This window comes from Spirillospora sp. NPDC047279 (assembly GCF_040643285.1).
GTDB lineage: Bacteria > Actinomycetota > Actinomycetes > Streptosporangiales > Streptosporangiaceae > Spirillospora.
In genome coordinates this window covers 94384-119727 of record NZ_JBEYUA010000002.1, presented here as the reverse complement: position 1 = coordinate 119727, position 25344 = coordinate 94384, and the positions used below count along the sequence as shown (strand labels likewise).

Genomic DNA, 25344 nt, shown 5'->3' with positions numbered 1-25344 from the left:
TATGGGTCTAGAAGAGAAACTCCCCAGCGGCTTCCTGCTGACGACCGTCGAGCAGGTCGCGGGGTGGGCGCGCAAGAGTTCGGTCTGGCCCGCCACCTTCGGTCTCGCGTGCTGCGCGATCGAGATGATGGCGGCCGGCGACCCGCGCCACGACTTCTCCCGCTGGGGCATGGAGCGGGCGTCGGCGACGCCCCGCCAGGCCGACCTGATGATCGTGGCGGGCCGGGTGAGCCAGAAGATGGCGCCGGTGCTCCGCCAGATCTACGACCAGATGACCGAGCCCAAGTGGGTCATCGCGATGGGCGTGTGCGCCTCCTCCGGCGGCATGTTCAACAACTACGCGATCGTGCAGGGCGTGGACCACGTCGTCCCGGTCGACATCTACCTGCCCGGCTGCCCGCCGCGGCCGGAGATGCTCCTGGACGCGATCCTCAAGCTGCACGACAAGATCCAGAACACCAAGCTCGGCCCGCAGCGCGCCAAGCAGATCCAGGAGCTGGAAGAGGCCAAGCGCCGCCAGCTGCCGCTCCTCGGGCAGGGGACCCTCTGATGAGCTCTCAGCATCCTGAGCAGAAGGCCGAACAGGCCGCGGATCAGCTGCCGGCGCACTCGGAGGAGGAGCGCCGGGAGCAGCCGGTCTCCCGCATGGGCATGTTCGGCGCCAAGACCACCGGTGACACCTCCGGCTACGGCGGCCTCGTCGTCCGGCAGTCGCCGAAGGTCTCCACGCCCCGCCCGTTCGGGGGCCCGGAGGGCGGTGCCGAGGCCGGCGTCTTCGACGAGGTCGCGGACGCTCTGGAGCGTGCCCTGCCGGACTTCGGCGACGCCATCGAGCGCGTCGTCGTGGACCGTGGCGAGATGACGTTCTTCGTCAAGCGCGAGCGCCTCGCCGAGGTCGCGCGCACCATGCGCGACGACCCGTCGCTGCGGTTCGAGCTGTGCTCCGGCGTCTCCGGCGTGCACTACCCGCAGGACACCGGCGCCGAGCTGCACTCGGTCACGCACCTGCTGTCGATCACGCACAACCGGCGCGTCCGGCTCGAGGCCACCTGCCCCGATGCCGACCCGCACGTGCCGTCGCTCGTCCCCGTCTACCCGACGGCCGACTGGCACGAGCGCGAGACCTACGACTTCTTCGGGATCGTCTACGACGGCCACCCGGCGCTCACCCGCATCGAGATGCCGGACGACTGGGTGGGGCACCCGCAGCGCAAGGACTACCCGCTCGGCGGCATCCCCGTCGAGTACCGCGGCGCCGAGATCCCGCCGCCAGACGAGCGGAGGTCGTACGTATGAGTCCGTCTACCAAATACACCGAGTACGACGCCTACGCGGCCGACGAGGCGGCGGAGGGCAAGGTCTTCGACGTCGGCGGCCAGGACTGGGACCGCGTCGTGTCCGAGGCCCGCGACTCCGGCGACGAGCGCCTGGTCGTCAACATGGGCCCGCAGCACCCGTCCACGCACGGCGTGCTCCGGCTCATCCTGACGCTCTCGGGCGAGACGGTCGAAGAGTGCCGGGTGGGCATCGGCTACCTGCACACCGGCATCGAGAAGAACATGGAGTTCCGTACCTGGACGCAGGGCACCACGTTCTGCACCCGGATGGACTACCTGGCGCCGATCTTCAACGAGACGGCGTACTGCCTCGGCGTGGAGAAGCTGCTCGGCATCACCGACCAGATCCCGGAACGCGCCCAGATCATCCGCGTGATGATGATGGAGCTCAACCGGATCTCCTCGCACCTGGTCGCGATCGCCACGTTCGGCCTGGAGCTGGGCGCCACGACGGTCATGCTCAACGGGTTCATCGAGCGCGAGTACACCCTCGACCTCTTCGAGGAGATCACCGGCCTGCGCATGAACATGGCGTACGTGCGTCCCGGCGGCGTCGCCCAGGACCTGCCGAGCGGCGCCATGAGCAAGCTGCGCGACTACCTCGAGCGCATGCCCAAGCGCATCCAGGCGCTGCGCAAGCTGATGGACGCCAACCCGGTCTACCTGGCACGCACCAAGGACGTCGCCTACCTCGACCTCACCGGCTGCATGGCGATGGGCATCACCGGCCCGGTGCTGCGCGCGACCGGCATCCCCTGGGACCTGCGCAAGTCGCAGCCCTACTGCGGTTACGAGACCTACGACTTCGAGGTGGCCACCGAGGACACCTGCGACGTCTACGGGCGCTACCTCGTCCGCATGAAGGAGATGGAGGAGTCCCTCAAGATCGTCGAGCAGTGCGTGGAGCGGCTGCAGACGGTCAAGGGCCCGGTGATGGTCGAGGACAAGAAGATCGGCTGGCCCGCGCAGCTGGCGATCGGCGCGGACGGCATGGGCAACTCGCCCCGCCACATCGCGCACATCATGGGCACCTCGATGGAGGCCCTCATCCACCACTTCAAGCTGGTGACCGAGGGTTTCCGGGTCCCGGCCGGGCAGGCGTACGCGACCATCGAGTCGCCGCGCGGCGAGCTCGGCGTGCACGTGGTGAGCGACGGCGGCACCCGCCCCTACCGCGTGCACTTCCGCGACCCGTCCTTCACCAACCTGCAGGCCACCCCGGCGATGGCCGAGGGCGGCATGATCGCCGACGTCATCGCGGCCGTCGCATCGATCGACCCCGTCATGGGGGGAGTGGACCGTTAATGGCATACGAACCCGACGTGCGTGACCGGCTCGAAGCGGACGCCAAGGAGATCATCGCGCGCTATCCCAAGCCGCGGTCGGCGCTGCTGCCGATGTTGCACCTGGTGCAGTCGGTGGACGGGTACATCACGCAGGACGGCATCGAGTTCTGCGCCGAGCAGCTGGGCATCACCCCCGCGCAGGTCACCGGTGTCAGCACCTTCTACACCCAGTACAAGCGCGCGCCGGTCGGCGAGTACCACGTGGGCGTCTGCATCAACACGCTCTGCGCGGTCATGGGCGGCGACCAGATCTGGAACGAGGTCAGCGAGCACCTCGGTCTCGGCCACGACGAGGCCACCGAGGACGGCAGGGTCTCGATCGAACGCATCGAGTGCAACGCGGCCTGCGACTTCGCCCCGGTGATGACGGTCAACTGGGAGTTCTTCGACAACCAGACCCCCGGCTCGGCCAAGCAGCTCGTCGACGACCTGCGCTCAGGTAAGGAAGTGCTTCCTTCTCGCGGGCCCGAGAGCCTGTGCTCCTGGAAGGAGGCCTCCCGGGTGCTGGCGGGCTTCCCCGACGGCAAGGCGGGCGAGGGGCTCCAGGCCGGCGCCGAGTCGCTGGTCGGCCTCGCGCTGGCCAAGGAGCGCGGCTGGACCGCCCCGGACGCGGACGTCGACCGCCCGCAGCCGCACGAGCCGGTCAAGCCGAGCGAGGTCACCGACCCGCCACCGAACGAACCAGGCAAGCCCATCGGCGGCGCGGTCAAGCCCGGCAGCCAGGAAGGTGAGAACAAGTGACGACGCTGACCCCCGTTCTCACCAAGAACTGGGACCAGGCCGACTCGTTCACCCTCGCGGGGTACGAGCGCGAAGGCGGCTACAAGGCGCTGCGCACGGCGTTCGGCATGGACCCGGACGCGATCGTGCAGGCGGTCAAGGACTCCGGCCTGCGCGGCCGCGGCGGCGCGGGCTTCCCCACCGGCATGAAGTGGGGCTTCCTCCCGCCGACCAGCCCCAACCCGCGCTACCTGGTGGTGAACGCGGACGAGTCCGAGCCGGGCACGTGCAAGGACATCCCGCTGATGATGGCCAACCCGCACGTCCTCGTGGAGGGCGTCATCATCAGCTCGTACGCGATCCGCTCCAACCACGCGTTCATCTACGTGCGCGGCGAGGTGCTGCACGTCATCCGGCGCCTTCAGGCGGCTGTCGCGGAGGCGTACGAGAAGGGCTACATCGGCAAGAACATCCTCGGCTCCGGCTACGACCTGGACGTGGTCGTGCACACCGGCGCCGGCGCCTACATCTGCGGCGAGGAGACGGCGCTGCTCGACTCCCTGGAAGGGTTCCGCGGTCAGCCCCGGCTGAAGCCCCCCTTCCCGGCGGTCGCGGGCCTCTACGGCGGCCCCACTGTGATCAATAACGTCGAGTCGATCGCGTCGGTTCCCTCGATCGTGGAGAACGGCGCCGACTGGTTCGCCTCGATGGGCACCGAGAAGTCCCAGGGCTTCGGGATCTTCTCGCTGTCGGGGCACGTCACCAAGCCGGGGCAGTACGAGGCGCCGCTGGGCATCACGCTGCGGGAGCTGCTCGACATGGCGGGCGGCGTCCGCGAGGGCCACCGGCTGAAGTTCTGGACGCCGGGCGGGTCCTCGACGCCGCTGTTCACCGACGAGCACCTCGACGTTCCGCTCGACTTCGAGTCGGTGGGCGCCGCGGGGTCCATGCTGGGCACCCGCGCGCTGCAGATCTTCGACGAGACGACCTGCGTGGTGCGGGCCGTCCTGCGCTGGTCGGAGTTCTACGCGCACGAGTCGTGCGGCAAGTGCACGCCGTGCCGCGAGGGCACCTACTGGTACAAGCAGATGTTCAAGCGCCTCGAGGCCGGCGACGGCAAGGAAGAGGACCTGGAGACGCTCCTCGACCTGTCCGACAACATCCTCGGCCGCTCGTTCTGCGCGCTGGGCGACGGCGCCACCAGCCCGGTCGTCTCGTCCATCAAGCTCTTCCGGGACGAGTACATCCAGCACTTCGAACAGGGCGGCTGCCCGTTCGACCCGGCCAAGTCCACCCTGTGGGGAGGTGCCGCCTGATGACCGTCACCGATGACAAGAAGGCGGTCGCGAGGGACGAGGACCTGGTGTCGGTCACGATCGACGGCTTCGAGATCAGCGTGCCGAAGGGCACTCTGATCATCCGGGCCGCCGAACTGCTCGGCATCCAGATCCCGCGGTTCTGTGACCACCCGCTGCTCGACCCGATCGGGGCCTGCCGCCAGTGCCTGGTGGAGATCCCGGACGCGGGCAACGGGCGCGGGATGCCCAAGCCGCAGGCGTCCTGTACGACCACCGTGATGCCCGGCATGGTCATCAAGACCCAGCTGACGTCGCCGGTGGCCGACAAGGCACAGCACGGCGTGATGGAGCTGCTGCTCATCAACCACCCGCTGGACTGCCCGGTCTGCGACAAGGGCGGCGAGTGCCCCCTGCAGAACCAGGCGATGTCCAACGGGCGGGGCGAGACGCGGTTCACCGAGGCCAAGCGCACCTTCCCCAAGCCGATCCCGCTGTCCAGCGAGGTGCTGCTCGACCGGGAGCGCTGCATCCAGTGCGCCCGGTGCACCCGGTTCTCGGACCAGATCGCGGGCGACGCGTTCATCGACCTGTTCGAGCGCGGCGCCAAGGAGCAGGTCGGCGCGGCGGAGGACAAGCCGTTCCAGTCCTACTTCTCCGGCAACACGGTGCAGATCTGCCCGGTCGGCGCGCTGACCGGCGCGGCCTACCGGTTCCGGTCCCGCCCGTTCGACCTGGTCTCGGTACCGAGCACCTGCGAGCACTGCGCGTCCGGCTGCGCGATGCGCACCGACTTCCGGCGCGGCAAGGTCACGCGGCGGCTCGCCGGTGACGACCCGCAGGTGAACGAGGAGTGGAACTGCGACAAGGGCCGGTGGGCGTTCACCTACGCCACCCAGCCCGACCGCCTCACCCACCCGCTCGTCCGCAACGAGCAGGGCGTGCTGGAGCCGGCCTCCTGGCCGGAGGCGCTCACCATCGCGGCCCGCGGCCTGGCGGCGGCCCGCGGCAAGGCGGGCGTGCTGACCGGCGGCCGGGTGACGCTGGAGGACGCCTACGCGTACGCCAAGTTCGCCCGGATCGCGCTCGGCACCAACGACGTCGACTTCCGCGCCCGGCCGCACTCGGCCGAGGAGGCCGAGTTCCTGGCGTCCGCGGTCGCGGGTCGCGACATCGAGGTGTCCTACGCCGACCTGGAGAAGGCGCCGGCGGTGCTGCTCGCGGGCTTCGAGCCCGAGGAGGAGTCGCCGATCGTCTTCCTGCGGCTCCGCAAGGCGTTCCGCAAGAACGGCCTGAAGGTCCTGTCGGTCGCCCCGTACGCGACCCGCGGCCTGCTGAAGGTCGGCGGCACGCTGCTGCCGGCCGCGCCGGGCGCCGAGGCCGAGGTCCTCGGCGACCTGGTCGGCAAGGCCGAGGAGACGTTGCCGGTCGGGTCGATCATCCTGGTCGGCGAGCGGCTGGCCACCAGCCCCGGCGCGCTGTCCAGCGTGCTGCGGCTGGCGAAGGCCGCCGGCGCCCGGCTGGCCTGGGTGCCGCGCCGGGCCGGTGAGCGCGGCGCGATCGAGGCCGGGGCGCTGCCCGGGTTGCTGCCGATCGGCCGTCCGGTCGCCGACGCCGACGCGCGGGCCGAGGTGGCCCGCACCTGGAGCGTCGCCGAGCTGCCGTCCGCGCCCGGCCGCGACACCGCCGCGATCCTCGCCGCGGCCGCGGCGGGGGAGCGGGACGCGCTGCTGGTCGGCGGGTTCGACCCGTACGACCTGCCCGATCCCGCGGCGGCCCTCGCGGCGCTGGACGCCACGCCGTTCCTGGTGAGCCTGGAGCAGCGGGTCAGCGCGGTCACCGACCGCGCCGACGTGGTGCTGCCGGTCGCGGCGGTCGCCGAGAAGTCCGGCACGTTCGTCGACTGGGAGGGCCGCGGCCGCCCGTTCGAGGTCGTGCTCAAGGGCACCGGCACGTTGTCGGACCTGCGGGTGCTCGACGCGATCGCGAACGAGATGGACGTGCACCTGGGCCTGCCCGGGCCCGAGGCCGCGCGGCGCGAGCTCGCCGGGCTCGGCGCCCACCGGGGCGAGAGCCCCGCGGCGCCGAGCGTCTCGGCGGGCGCGCCGGCCCGGCCCGGCCAGGGCGAGGCGCTGCTGGCGACCTGGCGGCTGCTGCTCGACAAGGGCGGCATGCAGGACGGCGAGCCCTACCTGGCGGGCACGGCCAAGCCCGCGGTGGCCCGGCTCTCGGCCGCGACGGCGACCGAGATCGGTGCGAACGGCTCGGTGGTGGTGTCGGCGGGGCGTGGTGAGGTCACCCTCCCGCTCGAGGTGACCGCCGACCTGCCCGACCGGGTGGTGTGGCTGCCGACGAACTCGGCGGGCTGCTCGCTCTACCGGGACCTGGGCGTGGCGGCCGGCGCCGTGGTCAAGATCTCCGCTGGAGGCACCCGATGAGCCTGTCCGCCTCGCTGGTGACGGCGCTCCCGGCGTCGGTGGCCACCACCGCGCCGGCCGACCCGGCCACCACGTTCGGCAAGGACCCGTGGTGGCTGATCGGCGGCAAGGTGCTGGTCATCTTCGCCTTCCTCGTGCTCACCGTGCTGATGTCCATGTGGATGGAACGGCGGCTCATCGGCCGCATGCAGCTGCGCGTCGGGCCCAACCGCACCGGCCCGTTCGGGTTGTTGCAGGCCCTGGCGGACGGCATCAAGCTGGCGCTCAAGGAGGACATCGTCCCGCGCCAGGTCGACAAGGTCGTGTTCGTCCTGGCTCCGCTCATGTCGGCGGTCCCGGCGTTCATCTCGTTCGCGATCATCCCGTTCGGCCCGACGGTCTCGATCTTCGGTCACGAGACCGCGTTGCAGGGCACCGACCTGCCGGTGGCGGTGCTGCTGGTGCTGGCGATGTCGTCGATGGGCGTCTACGGGATCGTGCTGGCCGGCTGGTCGTCGATGTCGCCGTACTCGCTGCTCGGCGGGCTGCGCTCCTCGGCCCAGGTGATCTCGTACGAGATCGCGATGGGCCTGTCGTTCGTCGCGGTGTTCCTGTTCTCCGGGACGATGTCGACGTCCGGCATCGTCGCCGCGCAGGCCGACAAGTGGTTCGTGCTCCTGCTCTTCCCGTCCTTCCTGGTCTACGTGATCACGATGATGGGCGAGTCGAACCGCATCCCGTTCGACCTGCCCGAGGGCGAGGGCGAGCTGGTCGGCGGCTTCCACACCGAGTACTCGTCGCTGAAGTTCGCGATGTTCTTCCTCGCGGAGTACATCAACCTGGCGACGCTCTCGGCACTGGCCACCACGCTCTTCCTGGGCGGCTGGCGCGCTCCCGCGCCGATCTCCACGGTGTGGGCGGGTGCGAACGAGGGCTGGTGGCCGGTCCTCTGGTTCGTCCTCAAGATCGTCTTGTTCATCTTCTTCTTCATCTGGCTGCGCGGCTCGCTGCCGCGGGTGCGCTACGACCAGCTGATGAAGCTCGGCTGGAAGGTGCTGATGCCCTTCTCGCTCGGCTGGATCCTGCTGGTCGCCACCATCCGGGCCCTCAAGAACGAGGGCCACGACATGGGCCAGATCACCCTCTACGCGGCCATCGCGCTGGGTGCGGTCATCGTCGTGACGCTCCTGTGGGAGATGGTCCGCGGCGGCGACGAGGAGAAGGAGATCGTCCCGGACCTGGCGGCCGGCGGAGCGCCGGGCGGTGTCGCGCCGGCCGAGCAGGCCGCGGCGGCCGGCTTCCCGGTGCCCCCGATGGACGCGCCGCACTACCACGGAAAGACCACTACCTCTCGTAAGGAGGTCACCAGTGGGCTTCACTGACTTCCTGAACCCGGTCAAGGGCTTCGGGGTCTCGTTCCATCAGATGTTCATGAAGAGCGAGACCGTCCAGTACCCCGAGGTGAAGAAGCCGACCGCGCCCCGGTTCCACGGCCGGCACCAGCTCAACCGCTGGCCCGACGGGCTGGAGAAGTGCATCGGCTGCGAGCTGTGCGCCTGGGCCTGTCCCGCCGACGCCATCTACGTCGAGGGCGCCGACAACTCCGAGGACGAGCGCTACTCGCCCGGTGAGCGGTACGGCCGGATCTACCAGATCAACTATCTGCGCTGCATCCTCTGCGGGCTCTGCATCGAGGCGTGCCCCACCCGGGCGCTCACGATGACCAACGAGTACGAGCTCGCCGACGACAGCCGCGAGAGCCTCATCTACACCAAGGACATGCTGCTGGCGCCGCTGCGCGAGGGCATGGAGACGCCGCCGCACGCGATGCGCCTCGGTGAGACCGAAGAGGACTACTACCGGCTCGGTCTCCAGGCCGACGGCGCGGCCGAAGAGGGTGAGAAGAAGTGAGCGCGGAGGTGGTGGCGGCGGCTCCCGCGGCGCCCGCCGTCGCGCAGGTCGCGGACGCGTGGGCGGCCGAACCGTTCTTCTTCTGGGTGCTGGCGTTCTCGTCGGTGCTCGCCGCGCTCGGCATGATCTTCATGCGCAAGGCGGTGCACTCGGCACTGCTGCTGGCGGTCGTGATGTTGTCGCTGGCCGCGCTGTACGCGATCCAGGACGCGCCGTTCCTCGCGTTCGTCCAGGTGATCGTCTACACCGGCGCGGTGCTGATGCTCTTCCTGTTCGTGCTGATGCTCGTCGGCGTCAGCTCGACCGACTCCCTGGTCGAGACGATCCGCGGACAGCGCCTCTGGGGCGGCGTCGCGGCGGTCGGCTTCCTGCTGCTGCTGATCTTCGGGCTGGGGGAGGCCGCGCTGAGCAACTCGGCCGGTCTCCGGCAGGCCAACTCCGAGGGCAACGTCATCGGGCTGGCCAAGCTGCTCTTCGGCAAGTACGTGTTCGCGTTCGAGGCGACCAGCGCGCTGCTGATCACGGCGGCGCTGGGCGCGATGGTGCTGGCGCACCGGGAGCGCACCACGCCCAAGCCGACGCAGCGCGACCTGTCGAAGAAGCGGTTCGCGACGTACGCGGCCGGCGTCTCCGGCACCGACGCACCGCACCCCGGGACGTTGCCCGGCCCCGGCACCTACGCCCGGCACAACGCGGTCGACATGCCCGCGCTGCTGCCGGACGGCACGCCCTCGGAGTTGTCGGTCAACCCGATCATCTCGGCCCGCACCGACACCGCCGCCCGGCATGCCGACCTGCACGGCGGGACCGAGGAGGACGCGGTGCGCGAGGACGTGGCGGCGGTCAGGGCGGTCACCGCGACCGCCGAGGGCGCCGACGCGGCCGGGCGCGAAGTCAAGGGCGGGACGCCGGCGGCCCCGTCGAGCGAAGGCGAGGCCGATCGATGAGCCCCGGGCACTACATCGCCCTCTCGGCGATCCTGTTCACCATCGGTGCCCTCGGGGTCCTGGTACGGCGCAACGCGATCGTGGTGTTCATGTGCGTCGAGCTCATGCTCAACGCCACGAACCTGGCGTTCGTGTCGTTCTCCCGCATGCACGGCAACCTCGACGGCCAGATCATCGCGTTCTTCGTGATGGTGGTGGCCGCGGCGGAGGTCGTGGTGGGCCTCGCGATCATCATGACGATCTTCCGAACCCGCAGGTCCTCGTCGGTCGACGACGCGAACCTGCTGAAGTACTGAGGCTGGTGCGCTGGTGAAGGCTGAAGGCGTCCAGGCACTGGCCTGGCTTCTCATAGCGTTCCCGCTGGCGGGCGCGGCGATCCTGCTCCTGGGCGGACGCCGCACCGACAAGTGGGGCCACTTCCTCGGTGTGCTGATGTCGCTCGGCTCGTTCGTGGTCGGCGTCGCGATGTTCGTGCAGATGCTCGGGTACGGGGCGGAAGAGCGCCGCCGGACCGTGCACCTGTGGGAGTTCTTCGACGTCGGCTCGTTCAAGGTCGACATGGGGCTGCTGATCGACCCGCTGTCGATCAGCTTCGTGCTCCTGATCACCGGCGTCGGCTCACTGATCCACATCTACTCCATCGGCTACATGGAGCACGACCCCGACCGGCGCAGGTTCTTCGCGTACCTGAACCTGTTCGTCGCGGCGATGCTCCTGCTGGTGCTCGGCGACAACTACGTCGCGATGTTCATCGGCTGGGAGGGCGTGGGTCTCGCGTCCTACCTGCTGATCGGCTTCTGGCAGTACAAGCCGACGGCGGCGACGGCGGCCAAGAAGGCGTTCGTGGTCAACCGGGTCGGTGACTTCGGCCTGGTCGCGGCCATCATGCTGATGTTCGCCACGTTCGGCACGGTCGGGTTCGACCAGGTGCTGGGCGAGGGCGCCGAGCACGTGGGCGCGGCGTCGCAGCTGAGCACCGGCACCGCGACGGCCATCGGGCTGCTTCTCCTGCTGGGCGCGTGCGGCAAGTCGGCGCAGCTCCCGCTCCAGTCCTGGCTCCTGGACGCGATGGAGGGCCCGACCCCGGTGTCGGCGCTCATCCACGCGGCGACCATGGTGACCGCCGGCGTCTACCTCATCGTGCGCTCCGCGGCGATCTTCGAGATGTCCGACACGGCCCAGCTGGTCGTGACCATCGTCGGCGCCGCCACGCTGCTCGCCGGTGCGATCATCGGTTGCGGCAAGGACGACATCAAGAAGGCGCTGGCCGGTTCGACGATGTCGCAGATCGGCTACATGCACCTGGCCGCCGGGCTCGGCAAGGCCGGGTACGCGCTGGCCATCGCGCACCTGATCGCGCACGGCTTCTTCAAGGCGGGCCTGTTCCTCGGTGCCGGGTCGGTCATGCACGGCATGAACGACGACGTCAACATGCGCCACTACGGCGCCCTGCGGAAGATGATGGTGGCCACCTGGGCCACGTTCGGGCTCGGCTACCTGGCCATCATCGGCGTGCCGCCGTTCTCCGGCTACTTCACCAAGGACGGCATCATCGAGGCGGCGTTCGAGAAGGGCGGCACCTCGGGAGCGATCCTGGGGGCCTGCGCGCTGGTCGGCGCGGGCATCACCGCCTACTACATGTCGCGCGTGATGTTCATGACCTTCTACGGCGAGAAGCGCTGGGACGAGGACGTGCACCCGCACGAGTCGCCCAAGGTGATGACCGTTCCGCTGATGCTCCTGGCGGTCGGCTCGGTCCTCGCCGGTGGCTTCCTGGTGCTGGGGAGCTTCTCGGAGTTCCTCGCCCCGGTGGTGGGCGAGGCCGAACACCACGGCTTCAACGCCTTCACCCCGGCCGGCATCGCCACGCTGGTCCTGGTGGTCATCGGCGTCGCGATCGCCTGGCGGCAGTACGGGGCACGGCCGGTGCCACGTGAGGCCCCCAAGGGCTCGTTCGTCACGGTCGCTGCCCGCAAGGACCTCTACGGCGACGCCCTGAACGAGTCGCTGCTCATGCGGCCCGGCCAGTGGCTGACCCGGCTCGCGGTCTGGTTCGACAACCGGGGCGTGGACGGCGCGGTGAACGGCCTGGCGGCCGGCATCGGCGGCAGTTCCGGCCGGGTCCGGCGCATCCAGACCGGCTTCGTCCGTTCCTACGCTCTGTCAATGTTCTTCGGCGCTGCCCTCGTGGTCGCGGCGCTCCTGGTGGTGAACGTCTGATGGAAGACTTTCCCTGGCTGAGCGTCCTCATCGCGCTGCCGCTGGCCGGCGCGCTGCTCGTGGGGCTGATGCCGCGCGGCAGCGAGGAGCTGGTCAAGCGCGTCGCGCTCGGCGTCTCGATCGTCGTCGCGGTCGTCGCGGGCGTGATGGCGGCGCAGTTCGACACCGGCGGCGCGCGGTTCCAGTTCGAGGAGAAGTACTGGTGGATCAAGCAGTTCGGGGTCCACTGGGCGGTCGGCGTCGACGGCATCGCGCTCACGCTGGTGTTGTTGTCGGTGATCCTCGTCCCGCTGGTGATCCTCGCGTCGTGGAGCGACGCGGACCGCTCGGGCGGCGTCGACACCCCGCCGAAGCGCTCGGTGAAGACCTACTTCGCGCTGATCCTGTCGCTCGAGGCGATGATGATCGGCGTCTTCGCGGCGACCGACGTCTTCCTGTTCTACGTCTTCTTCGAGGCGATGCTGATCCCGGTGTACTTCATCATCGGGTCCTACGGCGGCGCCCAGCGGTCGTACGCCGCGGTGAAGTTCCTGCTGTACTCGCTGTTCGGCGGGCTGATCATGCTCGTCGCGGTGATCTGGCTCTACCCGCTGTCGGCCAAGTCGGTCAGTGACGGCGGGCTCGGGCAGGGCACGTTCCTGTTCAGCGAGCTGAGCAAGCTCGACATCGAGCCGACGACGGCGAAGTGGCTGTTCCTCGGCTTCTTCGTCGCGTTCGCGATCAAGGCGCCGATGGTGCCGGTGCACACCTGGCTGCCGGACGCGGCCGGGCAGTCCCCGGCGGGCGCGCTGGTGCTGATCGTCGGCGTGCTCGACAAGGTCGGCACGTACGGCATGATGCGGTTCTGCCTGGAGCTCTTCCCCGGCGCCGCCAAGTGGGCCACCCCGGTGGTGATCACGCTGGCGGTGATCAGCATCATCTACGGCGCGGTCCTGGCGATCGGCCAGGTCGACCTCAAGCGGCTGGTCGCCTACACCTCGATCTCGCACTTCGGGTTCATCGTGCTGGGCATCTTCGCGATGACCTCGCAGGGCCAGTCGGGCGCCGCGCTCTACATGGTCAACCACGGGTTCTCCACCGGCGCGCTCTTCCTGCTGGTCGGCTTCATGATCGTCCGTCGCCGGTCCGCGCGGATCGACGCCTACGGCGGCGTCCAGAAGCAGGCGCCGGTGCTGGCCGGGCTGTTCCTGGTCGCCGGCCTCTCGGGGTTGTCGCTGCCCGGCCTGGCGCCGTTCGTCTCCGAGTTCCTGGTCCTGACCGGCACGTTCACCCGCTACAAGGTGCCCGCGCTGATCGCCACCGCGGGCATCGTCCTGGCCGCCATCTACATCCTGTGGATGTACCAGCGGACCATGGGCGGCGCGGTCGTCGACAAGGTCAAGGGCATGACCGACCTCTCGGCCCGGGAACGCTGGGCGGTCGGGCCGATCATCGCGGTCATCGTGGTGATGGGCTTCTTCCCGCAGCCGGTGCTGAACGTGATCAACCCATCGGTGAAGGAAACCCTGGTCCGGGTCGACCAGCATGATCCGGCCTCGAAGATCAAGAACGTGGCCGAGAACGGAGCGCGTCCATGATGACGACCAGCGCAGTGCTGGCGCAGGGTGACATCTCGGCGCCGCACATCGAGTACGGCCAGCTCGCGCCGACGTTGCTGGTCTTCGGCGTCGCCATCGCCGGCGTGCTCGTCGAGGCGTTCGTCGGGCGCACCTGGCGTTACTCGGTGCAGGTGCCGCTGGCGTTCCTCGGCCTGGCCGGCGGCTTCGTCTGGACGGTCGTCCTGGGGTGGCGCGAGAAGCCGTTCAACGTGGCGGCCGAGGGCGCGCTCGCGGTGGACGGGCCGACGTTGTTCCTGCAGGGCACCATCCTGGTGCTGGCGCTCATCTCGCTGCTGCTGATCGCCGAACGCGGCGGCAAGACGCACTTCACCGCGCAGGCGGCGGCGCTGCCGGGCAGCGAGGCCGAGCAGGAGACCATGGCGGCGGGCATCACCCAGACCGAGGTCTTCCCGCTGATGATGTTCGCGGTCGGCGGCATGCTGGTGTTCCCCGCCTCGAACGACCTGCTCACGATGTTCGTGGCGCTGGAGATCCTCTCCCTGCCGCTCTACATCCTGTGCGGGCTCGCCCGGCGCCGGCGGCTGCTCTCGCAGGAGGCGGCCGTCAAGTACTTCCTGCTGGGCGCGTTCTCCTCGGCGTTCTTCCTGTACGGGGCGGCGCTGCTGTACGGCTACGCCGGCTCCGTCCGGCTGTCGGAGATCGCCACCAAGCTGAGCACCGACGCGGGCAGCGAGACCATGCTGCTCGCCGGGGTGGCGCTGCTGTCGGTCGGGCTGCTGTTCAAGCTCGGCGCGGTGCCGTTCCACATGTGGAAGCCGGACGTCTACCAGGGCGCGCCGACCCCGATCACCGCGCTGATGGCGTCCTGCACCCTGGTGTCGGCGTTCGGCGCGATGCTCCGCGTCTACTACGTGGCGTTCGAGAACCTGCGCTGGGACTGGCGGCCCGCCATGTGGGGTGTGGCCATTCTCACAATGATCGCCGGTGCGGTCATCGCGATCACCCAGACCGACGTGAAGCGCCTCCTGGCCTACTCGTCGATCGCGCACGCGGGCTTCCTCCTCACGGGCGTGATCGCCACGTCGCGGGACGGCCTGTCCGGGACGCTGTTCTACCTGGCGGCCTACGGCTTCACCACGATCGGCGCGTTCGCGGTGATCACCATGGTCCGGGACCAGGGCGGCGAGGCCGCCCACCTGTCCCGCTGGGCGGGCCTGGGCAAGCGCTCCCCGGTCGTCGCCGGCGTCTTCGCCTTCTTCCTGCTGGCCTTCGCCGGGATCCCGCTGACCAGTGGTTTCACCGGCAAGTTCGCGGTGTTCAAGGCGGCCATCGAGGCCGGCGCGACCCCGCTGGTGATCGTCGGTGTGCTCTCCTCGGCCATCGCCGCCTTCTTCTACGTCCGGGTCATCGTGGTGATGTTCTTCAGCGACCCGGAGGCCGACGGGCCGACGGTGGTCGCGGGACCGGCGACCGCGGCTGCGGTGGCGCTCGGGCTGACGGCTACTGTGGTACTTGGCGTGCTGCCCCAGCCGATGCTGGATCTGGCCAACCACGCCGCGACACAGATGTTCGTCCGGTAATGCTCCGGTAGGGGGTTTGGGTGAGTAGCAGCGCCGTTCCGTTCGGTCTGCCCGTCGATGAGGGGCTCGCCAACGAGATGCAGGAGCGGTTGGCCTCCGTCGAGGGCTTGCTGCTCGAGTCGGTGCACAGCGAGGACCCGCTGCTCACCCAGGCCTCCAAGCACCTGGTCGAGGCCGGAGGCAAGCGCTTCCGGCCCATGCTGGTGCTGCTGGCCTCGCACTTCGGCGACCCCGCCGCCCCGGGCGTCGTCCCGGCCGCGGTGGTCGTCGAGCTGACCCACCTGGCCACGCTCTACCACGACGACGTGATGGACGAGGCCACCGTCCGGCGGGGCTCGCCCTCGGCCAACGCCCGCTGGACCAACACCGTCGCCATCCTGACCGGCGACTACCTCTTCGCCCGCGCCTCCGACCTGCTCGCCGACCTGGGCCCCGAGGCCGTCCGCATCCAGGCCCGCGCGTTCGCCCGCCTGGTCCGCGGCCAGATCCAGGAGACCGTCGGTCCCACCCCCGACGCCGACCCGCTCAAGCACTACCTCCAGGTCGTCGCCGACAAGACCGCGTCGCTGATCGCCGTCTCCGGCCAGTTCGGCGCGCTGCTCTCCGGCGCACCCTCGCACGTCGTCGACACCGTCACCTCCGCCTGCGAGAAGATCGGCGTCGCGTTCCAGCTGTCCGACGACATCCTCGACATCGCCTCGGAGACCGAGCAGTCCGGCAAGACCCCGGGCACCGACCTGCGCGAGGGCATCCGCACCCTGCCGATGCACCTCGTCCTCGCCGGTGCCGGCTCCGGCCCCGACGACGCCCGGCTGCGCGCGCTGCTCGACCAGGACCTCACCGACGACGCCCTGCACGCCGAGGCGCTGACCCTGCTCCGCGCCCATCCGGCCATGGACCGTGCCCGCACCGACCTGCGCCGCTGGGCCGAGGACGCCCGCGCCGAGCTGGAGACGCTGCCCGACATCCCGGTCCGGGCCGCCTTCACCGGCCTGTGCGACTACGTGGTCTCCCGCACCGGCTGACCCGCCCGCGCGCCCTTCGCCGGTGCGCTCCGCCGGCGTTCACACGTCACTTCACGACCCCGTCCGCAGCGTATGCGGGCGGGGTCGTCGGGTCCGGGGACGATCAGCTACAACCGGCAGGTCACGGCCCAGGTCGGCGGCGCGGTGACCGAACGGCGGATCGGCTCCCCTCCTCCCAGGAGCCGATCCGCGTCAGGCGTGCCGCGTCACACGTTCTGGGGTTCCGCCGAGGGGAGGCCGCGGACCTTCATGGCGTGCAGGACGAGGTCGATCAGCACCTTCTTGCACGACTCCATCTTGCGCGCGTCGCACAACATGACCGGCACGCTCGGCCCGAGGTTGAGCGCGAGCTGTATCTCCTCGAGGTCGAACCGGCGGGCCCCCTCGAAGCAGTTGACCGCCACGATGAACGGCGTGCCGCGGCGCTCGAAGTAGTCGACCGAGGGGAAGCAGTCCGACAGGCGCCGGGTGTCGGCGAGCACGACCGCGCCGAGCGCGCCGAGCGTCACCTCGTCCCACATGAACCAGAACCGTTCCTGGCCGGGCGTGCCGAAGAGGTAGAGGACGTACTCGTCGCGCATCGTGATGCGGCCGAAGTCCATCGCGACCGTGGTCGTCTGCTTCTTCTCGACGCCGGACACGTCGTCGACGCCCACGCCCTGGTCGGTGAGGATCTCCTCGGTCCGCAGCGGCTTGGTCTCCGACACCGTGCCGACCATCGTGGTCTTGCCCACGCCGAAGCCGCCCGCGATCACGATCTTGACCGCCGTGGGGAGCTTGCGCCCGTTAGAGAGCCCGGAGACCATCGATCACCGCCTTGTAGAGCCTGATGTCGTGCATGTCCGCCTCCGGTTCGGGTTCCTGAAGGGTGATGAGGCCCTTGTCGAGGAGGTCGCCCAGAAGCACGCGTACGGTGGCCACCGGCAGGTCGAGATGGCTGGTGAGCTCGGCCACCGACATCACCTGCTGGCACAGCCGGGTGATCGCCATGTGCTCGGGCCCGAGCCCGACCTCGCCCGCGGTCTCCGGGGCCAGCGCCACCACCAGCGTGATCAGGTCGAACTTGCCGCGCGTCGGCTCGATCCGCCCGCTGGTCATCACGTACGGGCGCACCATGGGGCCGGCCTGGTCGTCGAGCCAGCGCTCGGCCGGCCCCTCGGGCTGGTCCGGCCAGTGTTCCTGCGGCGGATCCTCGGGAGGCATCATGACGCGTTCTGACCGCCCTCGATCCGCGACGGGCTCGTCAGATGGTGCCCCATGCTGGTGACCAACATGGCCATCTCGTACGCGATGAGCCCGACGTCGGACTCGTCGTCACTGAGCACCGCCAGGCAGGCGCCCTTGCCCGCGACCGTGACGAGCATGAAGGCCGACTGCATCTCGATGATCGTCTGGCGTACCGGTCCACCGCCGAACCGTGTCCCGGCGCCCTTGGCGAGGCTCTGGATGCCCGCCGCGACCGCGGCCAGGTGCTCGCCGTCGTCCTGCGGCATGTCCCGCGAGGAGGCCATCAGCAGCCCGTCCGCGGAGAGCACGACCGCGTGGCGGGCGTGCGGCAGGCGGTTGATCAGGTCGTCCAGCAACCAGCTCAGGTCCGCCGACGAACCCGTCTTCTGCGTCACTGCTCGTCCTCGCCTTCTACCGTGCCTTCTACCGTGTTCTGTGCTGCGTCGGTCCGTCCGCGCACCGTGCCGCGCTGGTACGAGCCCATGATCCGCTGGATCTCCTCTGGTGATCGCCCGGGGTCGTCCTCGTCGGGCTCGGCCGGCGCCTCCGGCTCCTCGGTCTTCAGAGCCGGGGCCAGGCTGGCCTGCGGCACCCGGACGGGCAGGCCGCCCGGGGTGCTGGACGACTCGGGCATGGGTTCACCTTCCGCGGCAGGGGGCTCACCGGCCGCCCCGGCCCCGGCGTCGAGCGGAGCCGTTCCGGCGTCCCGTGGAGCCGCCGCGACCTCCGTCCGCTGGGAATCGAGACGAACCGGCGGGGGCACCTCCCGGACGGGTCCGGTCCGGGCGGGCTCGGAATCGGGTGGCCCGGCGGGGCCGGGAACGAAGAGCTCGTCGTTCCCCGTCGAGAGGACCGTGATCGGCGCGGGCGGCGGCTCCGCGGCCGCGATCTCGGCGGTCGCGGTCGTGAGCGCCGGCTGCCGGACGGTCAGCCCGTTCTGGGTCGTCGCCCCGGCGGGCAGCTGGCGGGGGCCGGTGGAACCGTCCTCGGCGGGGCTGGTGACCAGCTCGCGCGGGATCACGACGACGGCGGTGGTGCCCCCGTAGGCCGAGCGCTTGAGCGACACCTGGAGCCCGTACCGTTCGGCCAGCTTGCCGACGACGAACAGGCCCAGCTGCACCGAGCTCTGGAGGTTGAACTCCGGCGGGTCGGCGATGCGCCGGTTGATCTCCGCGAGCTTCTCGTCGTCCATGCCGAGACCGCGGTCCTCGATGTCGATCGCGAAGCCGCTGGCCACCGGGTGGCCGCCGATCTGGACCACGGTGTCGGGCGGGGAGAACGTCACCGCGTTCTCGATCAGCTCGGCCAGCAGGTGGGTGACGTCGCCGACCGCGCGGCCGGTCAGCTCGACCGGGGTGATCGGCAGGACCTGGACGCGCGTGTAGTCCTCGACCTCGCCGACCGCGGCGCGGACCACGTCGATCATCGGGACGGCGCGGCGCCAGCCTCGGGCCGGGATGGCGCCGGAGAGCACGATGAGGTTCTCGGCGTTGCGCCGCATGCGGGTCGCCAGGTGGTCGAGCCGGAACAGCTCCTGGAGGTCCTTGGGGTCGATGTCGCGCTTGCGCTCCATCTGGTCGAGCATGCTCAGCTGCCGGTGCACCAGCGTCTGCGTGCGGCGCGCCAGGCTCAGCAGGACGTCGCGGATGCCGCGCCGCAGCTCGGCCTGCTCGACCGCGGTCCGGATGGCGGTCTCCTGCACGGCGTTGAACGCGCGTCCCACCTGGCCGATCTCGTCCTGCCCGAACTCCAGCGGCGGCGCCTCCTTGGCCACGTCCACCTGGTCGCCGTGGCCGAGCCGGTCGACGACGTCCGGCAGCCGCTGCTCGGACAGCTCCCGCGCCGCGTCCCGCAGCCGTTGCAGCTGCCGGAACATGCCTCGCACGGTGGTGATCGACAGGACGATGGACGCGATGACCGCGACCAGGCCGAGCCCGCCGGCCAGGAGCAGCCGGATCACGACCCAGATCGCGGTCGGCATGGCGCGCTCCACGAGCCGGTCGCCGGAGGCCTGGATCGTGCGCCGCATCTCCTGCAGCGCGGGCTGGCTGGCCGCCGACCACTCGGTCGCGGCCAGGCCGGGCTGGGTGAATTTCTGGCTGAGCCTGCGGTTCTGGATAAGTTGATCTTCAAGCTGCTGGATCTGCGTGAACCGGGGGTTTTGCGTCATGGCGCGGAACAGGGCCGGATCCGAATGCTGCATTTCGGTCAGGGTCCGCGTCGTATTGAGCCGGCGGGCGCCCACGAGCTGAGTGAACTGCGTCTGTTCGAGGGCGGTGATCCGTCCGCTGGTGAGGGCGCCCGTCACCAGCGCGTCCTCTTGGGAAAGCAGTTCCCACATTCGGTTGAGCTGCAGGAGCGCGCGGGTGTCCTTGGCGATTTGTTCGTCGTCGAGACCGGAGATCTCGTCGTACGTCCGGAAAATCGACTCGACGACCTCGGAGTACAGCGCGACCGCCTGGGGGCGCGGGGTCGCCCCCGAGTCGATCGACGCCCGGCCGGCGTCGAGGGCGTCCAGCCTGACGATCATCTCGTCGATGCGGCGCTGGAGGTTGGTTCCGGCGGCCATTTCGAGGGTGCCGCTGCGGGCCAGGCGCTTGACCGAGGCGCGCGCCTTGTCGGTCCGCTCCCGCTGGGCGTCCAGCGAGTTGCGCGGCGTGCTGGGATCGGCCAGCCGGATGATCGTCAGCCGGCGCTCCTGCTGGAGCTCCACGATCAGCGGATCGGTGGGCGAGGCGAGCTTGCTGTCGTAGGTGGTGACCCACAACAGGTTCACGCCTTCACGCAGGGTGACCCAGGCGGCGAAGACCCAGAGAGCGGTCAGGGACACCAGAAGAGCCGTGACCTTTGTCCGCAGGCGGGAGTTGCGGAAGCGCATGACAACCGACCCAACAATATGTAAGTGGAGTTCACGGACACTACGGCGTCTATTTGTGTCGCAGAACGTTTGATGGGCGATGCGGAGGGAGACCCTGGACGCCGTTCCGCACAGCGCAGAACCATATCAATACCGCCAAACTCGCTCAAGGCGGATCACGGAAGTGCCTGCGCATTGCCAGTTTTGCTTGTTCTTTGCGCTGTGTCCTAATTCACTTACCCGAAATGTGCGGCTCCGCCCTCATGAGGTGTACCGCTGCTAGGACGGCCGCGCGCACGATGGCCTTCGGGTGATACACGTCCTTGTCATGCCAGAGGGCCGGATCGTCAGAGTGGGAGCGTGACCAGGGACGTTCTCCGGCGAACGTCGGCGAGGCTTCGGCGGGCAGGAGCGAGGCCTCGAGGAACTCCCGTGCCCGGAACGCCGCCTGAATGGCGTGCGCCGCCGGCCGCTCATCCGCGAGCGGCGGACCGCTCAGCAGGATCTGCACGGCATAGGCGGTCTCTTCCGGAGTCGCCTGCCAGCGTCCCCACGACCCGTCCGGCCGCTGGGTGTCCAGCACCCAGCGGCGGGCTCTCGCGACGGCCTCGGCCGCCTCGGGCCCGCCGAACCGTTCCAACGCCAGCGCGCAGCAGGCCGTCGCGTAGTACGGCGACGCGTGCCACCGGTCGACCCAGCTCCCGTCCGGGAGTTGTTGCGTCAGGAGCCACGCGCTCACCTTGCGCGCGACGGCCGCGTAGCGGTGGGCCTGGGCGGCGCCGATGCGCGCCTCGTCGACCTGGGCGAGGTACTGGCCGAACGCCTCGAGCACGTGGGCGTTGGTGGTGGTGGAGAACCCCTCCTCGCCCTGCCAGGTACAGAAGTGCGTGTCCTTCTCGTACGCGAACAGCGGGTCGGGGCGGTGCGGCGCGCCGAGGAGCGCGAGGGCGTACAGCGCGCCCGCGGTGGTGTCGGCGTCCGTGGGAAGGCCCGCGGCGGCCGGCGTGCCCGCCGGGCCGAGCGGCGCGGTGAGGCTGAGGATGAGCTCCGGCGGCGCGTTCACCGGGATGTTCGCGCGGATCAGCCAGCTCAGCACCCAGCCGCGTTCGAACACGGTGAGCGGGTAGCCGACCGGCACCAGCCCGTCGTGCTGCGCGGCCACGGTCTCCAGATGCCACCGGGCCGGACTGCTGAGCTCGGCGGGCGGGCGGTCGCCGAGCCACGCGGCGGTCGCGGCGGGCGAGGCCCCGATCGTGCCCGTCGGCTCGGTGCGGATGTGCGGCAGGCCGCGTGCCTCGTCGGCCGCGATCTCCAGGGCGTGCAGCAGCTTCTTCGGCATGTCGGCACCGGACGCGACCAGCCCCCGGACCAGCGCGAGCTTCGTCTCCGAATGCCCCGCCGGCCTCGGCAGCCGCGTGCCGCGCCAGGCGTCGGCGCCGGGCAGGTCGAGGCCGGACAGGTCCGCGAGGCGGCGCTCGATCATCTCCAGGAGGGCGGGCACGATCAGCTCGATGGCGGGCATGTCGGGGAGCGGCGCCGGTGCCTGGGCTTGTGCCGGGCCGCCGCCCGGTCCGGTGCCGGTGCCGGTGGTGCCGGTGCCGTCGGGCGCGAACGTGCTGAGGGTCCGGGCGACGAACCGGAGCCCGCGGTCGGCGGCGGACGCGAGCACGGCGTCGGTGGGGTCGGTCGTTCTCCCGACCATCCGGACGGGACGGCCGCGCCGCTCCCGGCGTCCGGTGTCCTGGGCGGCGCCGTCGGCGTTCGCGGTGTCCTGGGCGGCATCGGCGTGCTCGGATCTGCGGCTGAGCACCGAGAGGAGGGCCTCGATCGCGCTCAGGCTCGGGACCAGCGCGTACCCGTCGTCGGGCAGGCCCCAGCCGCCGTCGGGACGTTGCGTCGCGAGCAGGTAGGCGACGCGGCGGCCGTGGCCGGTCAGCCAGGGGGTGTGCGTGACCAGGCGGCCGGTCTCGTAGACCGAGGGGGAGACCTGCCCCCACGGGACCGCCACCAGACCGGCGATCAGCTCGGCGACCAGCGCGGCGACGTCGGTTGCGGCACCGGCGCCGGTGGACGCGGCGCCGGTGGCCGGGGGGCCGGGGGGCCGGTGGGCGTGAGGCGCGTGCGCGGTGCCGCGGTGCCGCGACGCGGTCGTTCCCCCGTGCTGCGCGTGGGCGGCCGAAGCCTGGGGGGCGGCGGTCACAGCCGGCCCCAGTAGTCCGCGATGCCGTAGAAGCCCATGCTGTAGCCGATCTGCCGTTCCAGATAGACGGCCTCGCGCGGGCACGCCTCGTGGAGCGGGCCGAGCGCGGTGTGGCATTCGTCGACGAGCTCGCCGATCCGGCGCGTCACCGCGTCCCGGTCGACGCCGAGCAGCAGCGCGTTCAGATCGCCCCACGTCACGTCGCGGCGGTAGGTCGCCAGGTCGTTGAGGAGCCGGAGGACCTGCTGCACCTTCCTGCTGACGGCCCGCAGCGCGTCCAGACGGGACAGGGCGGCCGCGTCACCGGTGAAGATCCAGTGCGACACGTTGACGAAGGTGGAGCCGAAGTTGTCGGCGTTGGCCAGATAGTCGTCGAACGTGGGGCGGGCCGAGGCGGTCTTCCATTCCCACTCGCGGGCCATGGCGGCCAGCATGCGTTCGAGCTCGTCCCTCCATACCGGGTGCCGTTCGGCGAAGGCGGGCGCCGTGGCCAGACGGTCGCGGATCTCGCGGAGGAACGCGCCGAGCGGCGAGCCGCCGGTGTACGGCTCGTCGGCGGCCGCGGCGCGGCACTCGGCCTCGATCCCGTCCAGGTCGGCCCTGGTGCGGGCCCGGTAGTCGACCAGCCAGTCCAGACCGAAGATCCACAGGGAGGTGCGGTTGGCGATCTCCAGCCGTTCCGCCGGGTCGTCGGGCGAGCCGAAGACGTTGGCCGACGAGACGGCGCCGAGCAGTGTGGCGTCGAACGGCTTGCCGTCGAAGAGGCCGGAGTGCTTCTCCACGCAGGACTGAAGGTCACGCTGCGCCTGGGACACCACGCCGCAGAGCCGGCCGTGCTCGGCGGCGGCGCGGACCGCGTCGGCGGTGGCGGAGGCGGTGGCGGTCGCGGCGGGCGCGGGCAATGCGGTGGCTGGGGACCGGTGGACCGGTCCGGGGGGTTCCTCGGTCACGGCCGGCTCGCGGCGGGCGTGAGGATCATCTCGATGTCGTCGCGCGGCCTGATGGTCGCCCCGATCTTGGGCGGGACCGGGCCGAGCTCGGTCACGTTCGGCCGGAACCTGCTCAGGATGCTGGTGAGGATCAGCTCGGCCTCGGCGTTGAAGACGTGCCGGCCGATGCACATGTGCGGCCCGCCGCCGAACGGGAAGTAGGCGTACCGGTGCCGGCCGCGCGAGGCCTCGGGCGAGAAGCGGTCCGGGTCGAACTCCAGCGGCCGGTCCCAGACCGACGCCAGCCGGTGCGTCAGGAACGGGCTGATCAGGACGGTCTGCCCGGCCTTGATCGGCACATCACCGAGCGAGGTCGCCTGCGTGGCGATGCGCGGGAAGATCCAGCCGACGGGGTAGAGGCGGAGGAGCTCCTGGACGACCTGCCTGACGTACGGCAGCCGGTGCAGGTGGTCCGGGCGGACGGGGTCGGTGCCGACCACGCCGTCGATCTCCGCGCGCAGCCGGTCGGCGACGTCGGGGTGCTGGATCAGCGTCGGCCAGAGCCAGGTCAGCGCGACGGTGGTCGTCTCGGTGCTGGTGGCCCACATGGAGAGCAGGTTGTTGCGGATCCAGGTGTCGTCGAGCCGCCCCTCCGAGGCCGCCCTGGCCTGGTAGAGCGCGGTGAAGATGTCGAAGCCGTCGCCGGGGTCGTCGCGGAACCTGTCCACCAGCTCGTACAGGACCTCGTCCATCAGCTCCACGGCCGCGGTGAACGCGCGGTCGCCGGGGAGCGGGAGGGACTTGGGGACGAACGGCAGCAGGAATCGGAAGGCGATCGCCGTCGCGATCTGCTCCATCGCCGGGATGAGCCGGTCGGCCTCGGTCTGGCTGATCTTCTTGCCGAAGAGCACCTGGATCACCGTCTCGTTGACGATGCGGTTCATCTCCGGCAGCACCTGGACGGGCGTTCCCGAGCGGGCGGGCGCGTCGAGCGTGCCGACCGCCGCGTTGATCGCGTCGGCCATGCCCTGGGTGAGGGCGCGGACGTTCTTGGTCGAGAAGACGGGCTGGAGCACCCGCTTGCTGAGCTCCCATTCGGCGCCCTCGGACATGATGCTGTCGCCGCCGAAGAGGCTGTGCAGGGGCCGCCAGAAGAGCCCGTCGCGCACGAAGTTCTCCGACTCACGGCGCAGGACCTGCTGAACGTGGTCGGGATGGGTGGCAAGGTAGGGGCGGGACGCGCCGAGCCCGAGCCGGATGACCTCACCGTTCGCGGTCTCGCTGATTCGCTGGAGCTGGAGCAGCGGGTCGCGGATGAACCCCGCGGCAGTCCTATAGAGCGGAAAACTCTTGGGCTTCGTGCTGGGAACGGTCTCGACGGCGGCGGACATTCTCGGCTGCCCCTCAGTGTGAAATTAGCGTGGCGAAGTACACCGGTTGGGGGGTGGGCGACGATAGGACCGGCTGGTCAGTGGGCGTTCCTTGCTTGTTTATTACGCTTGTGCCGTTTGGGCGATTCGTTGGAAGTATCACATGATCAAAGATGAATTTTCAACCCTCGCGACGGCTTGAGTGCAAAACGCTTGCGAGTGGCATGCGTCACTTGCCGACCGGTCCGCCGCCTCCGGGGAGGCAATGGCGAGACGGTAGCAATCACTCCTCGTAATCACGATCGATCGTCTCATCGACTGAGACGGCGTTTCCTTGATCGGATTTTTTCTGCCGCCATTAACCGTGGGGCTGTGAAGTCCTTTGTAAAGAGCTTCGCCGCAGC

21 protein-coding genes are annotated in these 25344 nt (G+C 70.1%); 14 read left to right on the top strand and 7 right to left on the bottom strand.

Annotated features, from left to right (window positions below; genetic code table 11):
* Window position 1 precedes the first annotated feature (1 nt).
* From ABZ810_RS04750 to ABZ810_RS04685, 14 genes are all read left to right on the top strand, one after another.
* Window positions 2–550 (top strand): NADH-quinone oxidoreductase subunit B family protein, encoded by a 549-nt coding sequence (locus tag ABZ810_RS04750; protein ID WP_358399251.1) that lies wholly within the window; start codon window positions 2–4, stop codon window positions 548–550.
* Window positions 550–1296 (top strand): NADH-quinone oxidoreductase subunit C, encoded by a 747-nt coding sequence (locus ABZ810_RS04745; protein WP_358399250.1) that lies wholly within the window; start codon window positions 550–552, stop codon window positions 1294–1296. The genes ABZ810_RS04750 and ABZ810_RS04745 overlap by 1 nt, the downstream gene beginning before the upstream one ends.
* Window positions 1293–2642 (top strand): NADH-quinone oxidoreductase subunit D, encoded by a 1350-nt coding sequence (locus tag ABZ810_RS04740; protein WP_358399248.1) that lies wholly within the window; start codon window positions 1293–1295, stop codon window positions 2640–2642. The genes ABZ810_RS04745 and ABZ810_RS04740 overlap by 4 nt, the downstream gene beginning before the upstream one ends.
* Window positions 2642–3424, top strand: coding sequence for an NADH-quinone oxidoreductase subunit NuoE (gene nuoE / locus ABZ810_RS04735; protein WP_358399246.1), 783 nt, complete (start codon window positions 2642–2644; stop codon window positions 3422–3424). Before ABZ810_RS04740 ends, nuoE begins: the two co-directional genes overlap by 1 nt.
* Window positions 3421–4719 carry an NADH-quinone oxidoreductase subunit NuoF gene (nuoF, locus tag ABZ810_RS04730; protein WP_358399244.1) on the top strand — a complete coding sequence of 433 codons (1299 nt, stop codon included), beginning with the start codon at window positions 3421–3423 and terminating at the stop codon, window positions 4717–4719. Before nuoE ends, nuoF begins: the two co-directional genes overlap by 4 nt.
* On the top strand, window positions 4719–7136 hold the full coding sequence (locus ABZ810_RS04725) for an NADH-quinone oxidoreductase subunit G (protein ID WP_358399242.1): 2418 nt from the start codon (window positions 4719–4721) through the stop codon (window positions 7134–7136). The genes nuoF and ABZ810_RS04725 overlap by 1 nt, the downstream gene beginning before the upstream one ends.
* Window positions 7133–8497, top strand: a complete 1365-nt coding sequence (nuoH, locus tag ABZ810_RS04720) for an NADH-quinone oxidoreductase subunit NuoH (RefSeq protein ID WP_358399241.1) — start codon at window positions 7133–7135, stop codon at window positions 8495–8497. The genes ABZ810_RS04725 and nuoH overlap by 4 nt, the downstream gene beginning before the upstream one ends.
* Before the next feature lie 43 nt (window positions 8498–8540).
* Entirely contained in the window at window positions 8541–9026 is a 486-nt protein-coding gene (nuoI, locus tag ABZ810_RS04715) for an NADH-quinone oxidoreductase subunit NuoI (protein ID WP_358400295.1), read from the top strand.
* The gene (locus ABZ810_RS04710) at window positions 9023–9973 is read left to right on the top strand and encodes an NADH-quinone oxidoreductase subunit J (protein ID WP_358399239.1); all 951 of its coding nucleotides are present in this window, start codon (window positions 9023–9025) and stop codon (window positions 9971–9973) included. Before nuoI ends, ABZ810_RS04710 begins: the two co-directional genes overlap by 4 nt.
* Window positions 9970–10269, top strand: coding sequence for an NADH-quinone oxidoreductase subunit NuoK (nuoK, locus tag ABZ810_RS04705; RefSeq protein ID WP_358399236.1), 300 nt, complete (start codon window positions 9970–9972; stop codon window positions 10267–10269). Before ABZ810_RS04710 ends, nuoK begins: the two co-directional genes overlap by 4 nt.
* A gap of 13 nt (window positions 10270–10282) precedes the next feature.
* Window positions 10283–12193: an NADH-quinone oxidoreductase subunit L gene (gene nuoL, locus ABZ810_RS04700; protein ID WP_358399234.1), complete on the top strand. Its 1911-nt coding sequence runs from the start codon at window positions 10283–10285 to the stop codon at window positions 12191–12193.
* Entirely contained in the window at window positions 12193–13770 is a 1578-nt protein-coding gene (locus tag ABZ810_RS04695; protein ID WP_358399232.1) for an NADH-quinone oxidoreductase subunit M, read from the top strand. Before nuoL ends, ABZ810_RS04695 begins: the two co-directional genes overlap by 1 nt.
* Window positions 13770–15332, top strand: coding sequence for an NADH-quinone oxidoreductase subunit NuoN (gene nuoN / locus ABZ810_RS04690; protein WP_358399230.1), 1563 nt, complete (start codon window positions 13770–13772; stop codon window positions 15330–15332). The genes ABZ810_RS04695 and nuoN overlap by 1 nt, the downstream gene beginning before the upstream one ends.
* Window positions 15333–15409: 77 nt before the next feature.
* Window positions 15410–16357 (top strand): polyprenyl synthetase family protein, encoded by a 948-nt coding sequence (locus tag ABZ810_RS04685; RefSeq protein ID WP_358400293.1) that lies wholly within the window; start codon window positions 15410–15412, stop codon window positions 16355–16357.
* A 206-nt stretch (window positions 16358–16563) separates the two neighbouring features.
* Here the strand turns inward: ABZ810_RS04685 and ABZ810_RS04680 are convergent, their stop codons facing one another.
* The 7 genes from ABZ810_RS04680 to ABZ810_RS04650 form a co-directional block, all read right to left on the bottom strand.
* Window positions 16564–17163: an ATP/GTP-binding protein gene (locus tag ABZ810_RS04680; RefSeq protein WP_358399228.1), complete on the bottom strand. Its 600-nt coding sequence runs from the start codon at window positions 17161–17163 to the stop codon at window positions 16564–16566.
* Window positions 17144–17563 (bottom strand): DUF742 domain-containing protein, encoded by a 420-nt coding sequence (locus tag ABZ810_RS04675; protein ID WP_358399226.1) that lies wholly within the window; start codon window positions 17561–17563, stop codon window positions 17144–17146. The genes ABZ810_RS04680 and ABZ810_RS04675 overlap by 20 nt, the downstream gene beginning before the upstream one ends.
* The gene (locus ABZ810_RS04670; protein ID WP_358399224.1) at window positions 17560–17979 is read right to left on the bottom strand and encodes a roadblock/LC7 domain-containing protein; all 420 of its coding nucleotides are present in this window, start codon (window positions 17977–17979) and stop codon (window positions 17560–17562) included. Before ABZ810_RS04670 ends, ABZ810_RS04675 begins: the two co-directional genes overlap by 4 nt.
* Window positions 17976–20414 (bottom strand): nitrate- and nitrite sensing domain-containing protein, encoded by a 2439-nt coding sequence (locus ABZ810_RS04665; RefSeq protein WP_358399222.1) that lies wholly within the window; start codon window positions 20412–20414, stop codon window positions 17976–17978. The genes ABZ810_RS04670 and ABZ810_RS04665 overlap by 4 nt, the downstream gene beginning before the upstream one ends.
* A gap of 259 nt (window positions 20415–20673) precedes the next feature.
* The gene (locus tag ABZ810_RS04660; protein ID WP_358399220.1) at window positions 20674–22641 is read right to left on the bottom strand and encodes a prenyltransferase/squalene oxidase repeat-containing protein; all 1968 of its coding nucleotides are present in this window, start codon (window positions 22639–22641) and stop codon (window positions 20674–20676) included.
* Complete coding sequence (locus ABZ810_RS04655; RefSeq protein ID WP_358399217.1) at window positions 22638–23591, bottom strand: terpene synthase family protein; 954 nt, start codon at window positions 23589–23591, stop codon at window positions 22638–22640. The genes ABZ810_RS04660 and ABZ810_RS04655 overlap by 4 nt, the downstream gene beginning before the upstream one ends.
* The gene (locus ABZ810_RS04650) at window positions 23588–24961 is read right to left on the bottom strand and encodes a cytochrome P450 (RefSeq protein WP_358399215.1); all 1374 of its coding nucleotides are present in this window, start codon (window positions 24959–24961) and stop codon (window positions 23588–23590) included. Before ABZ810_RS04650 ends, ABZ810_RS04655 begins: the two co-directional genes overlap by 4 nt.
* Between the last annotated feature and the right edge of the window lie 383 nt (window positions 24962–25344).